At 35.6% G+C, this 745-nt stretch carries 1 protein-coding gene and 1 pseudogene; one reads left to right on the top strand and one right to left on the bottom strand.

Going from position 1 to position 745, the window contains the following annotated elements:
- A pseudogene (locus tag B4F08_RS15490) lies at positions 1 to 168 on the top strand (DNA-binding protein); the annotation flags it as partial.
- 208 nt (positions 169 to 376) lie between these two features.
- Here the strand turns inward: B4F08_RS15490 and B4F08_RS15485 are convergent.
- The gene (locus B4F08_RS15485) at positions 377 to 643 is read right to left on the bottom strand and encodes a hypothetical protein (protein WP_114258883.1); all 267 of its coding nucleotides are present in this window, start codon (positions 641 to 643) and stop codon (positions 377 to 379) included.
- Positions 644 to 745: the final 102 nt, after the last annotated feature.

Here is a 745-nt window from a genome sequence, read left to right as displayed (position 1 = left end):
TCTGCTCCAGATATAGCAACAGATACTCGGTCAGAACTCGAACCGAAAGATGACGGATTGACTACTCCAGTCGAAACAGAAAATAAGCGTATTCCAGTGCCAGAGCACGTAGAACCAGAGCAGCCGAAAAGAGGCTTTCTCAGTCGCTTTTTCTTACCGAATGGGTGAGAGCATTGTTGACTGTAGCTAATCAAAATTGTGGAACATTGATTAAAAAACATACGTTGAACGTGAATAGTCACGAAAAAGCCGTTCCAGTGCGCTGAACCCTAGAACGGCTTACTTTAAGATATTGATGCGAAAAGGAAAAGTTCAAGTATTTCGCATAAGGCGTATTATGTTAATTTTAGAAATATTATTAAATGCTTAAAATCACTTAGGCAAATGCTCCAAATACGGAGCTAACCGTACTTACTATGCACATTTGTACATTTTCAAGCATACTTGCCTGCTTAAAAAGTTTGTTACCAGTAATGTTTGGTGTACGGTTCAGGTTATTTATGTCTTTAATCATATTTATCTCCTGTTCTAACATTGTTACTTCATTAAGTTTCATGAATTTTATTTGACCTAAGCTATTTGCTAAGGAAAAACCAATAATTGCTAGTAGTAAGATTAGTCCGATCAAAGGAACATCGCCCAATGAATCCACTTGCCTAAGTGATTGATTTGATTATAACACAAATCTTTTTTAGTTATGTATAACAAAAAACTTACATTCAAAGCTACTATACACAAAATAAGA

It is taken from the genome of Acinetobacter sp. UBA6720 (genome assembly GCF_002454215.1).
Lineage (GTDB): Bacteria > Pseudomonadota > Gammaproteobacteria > Pseudomonadales > Moraxellaceae > Acinetobacter.
This window is presented reverse-complemented; position numbering and strand designations above follow the sequence as displayed.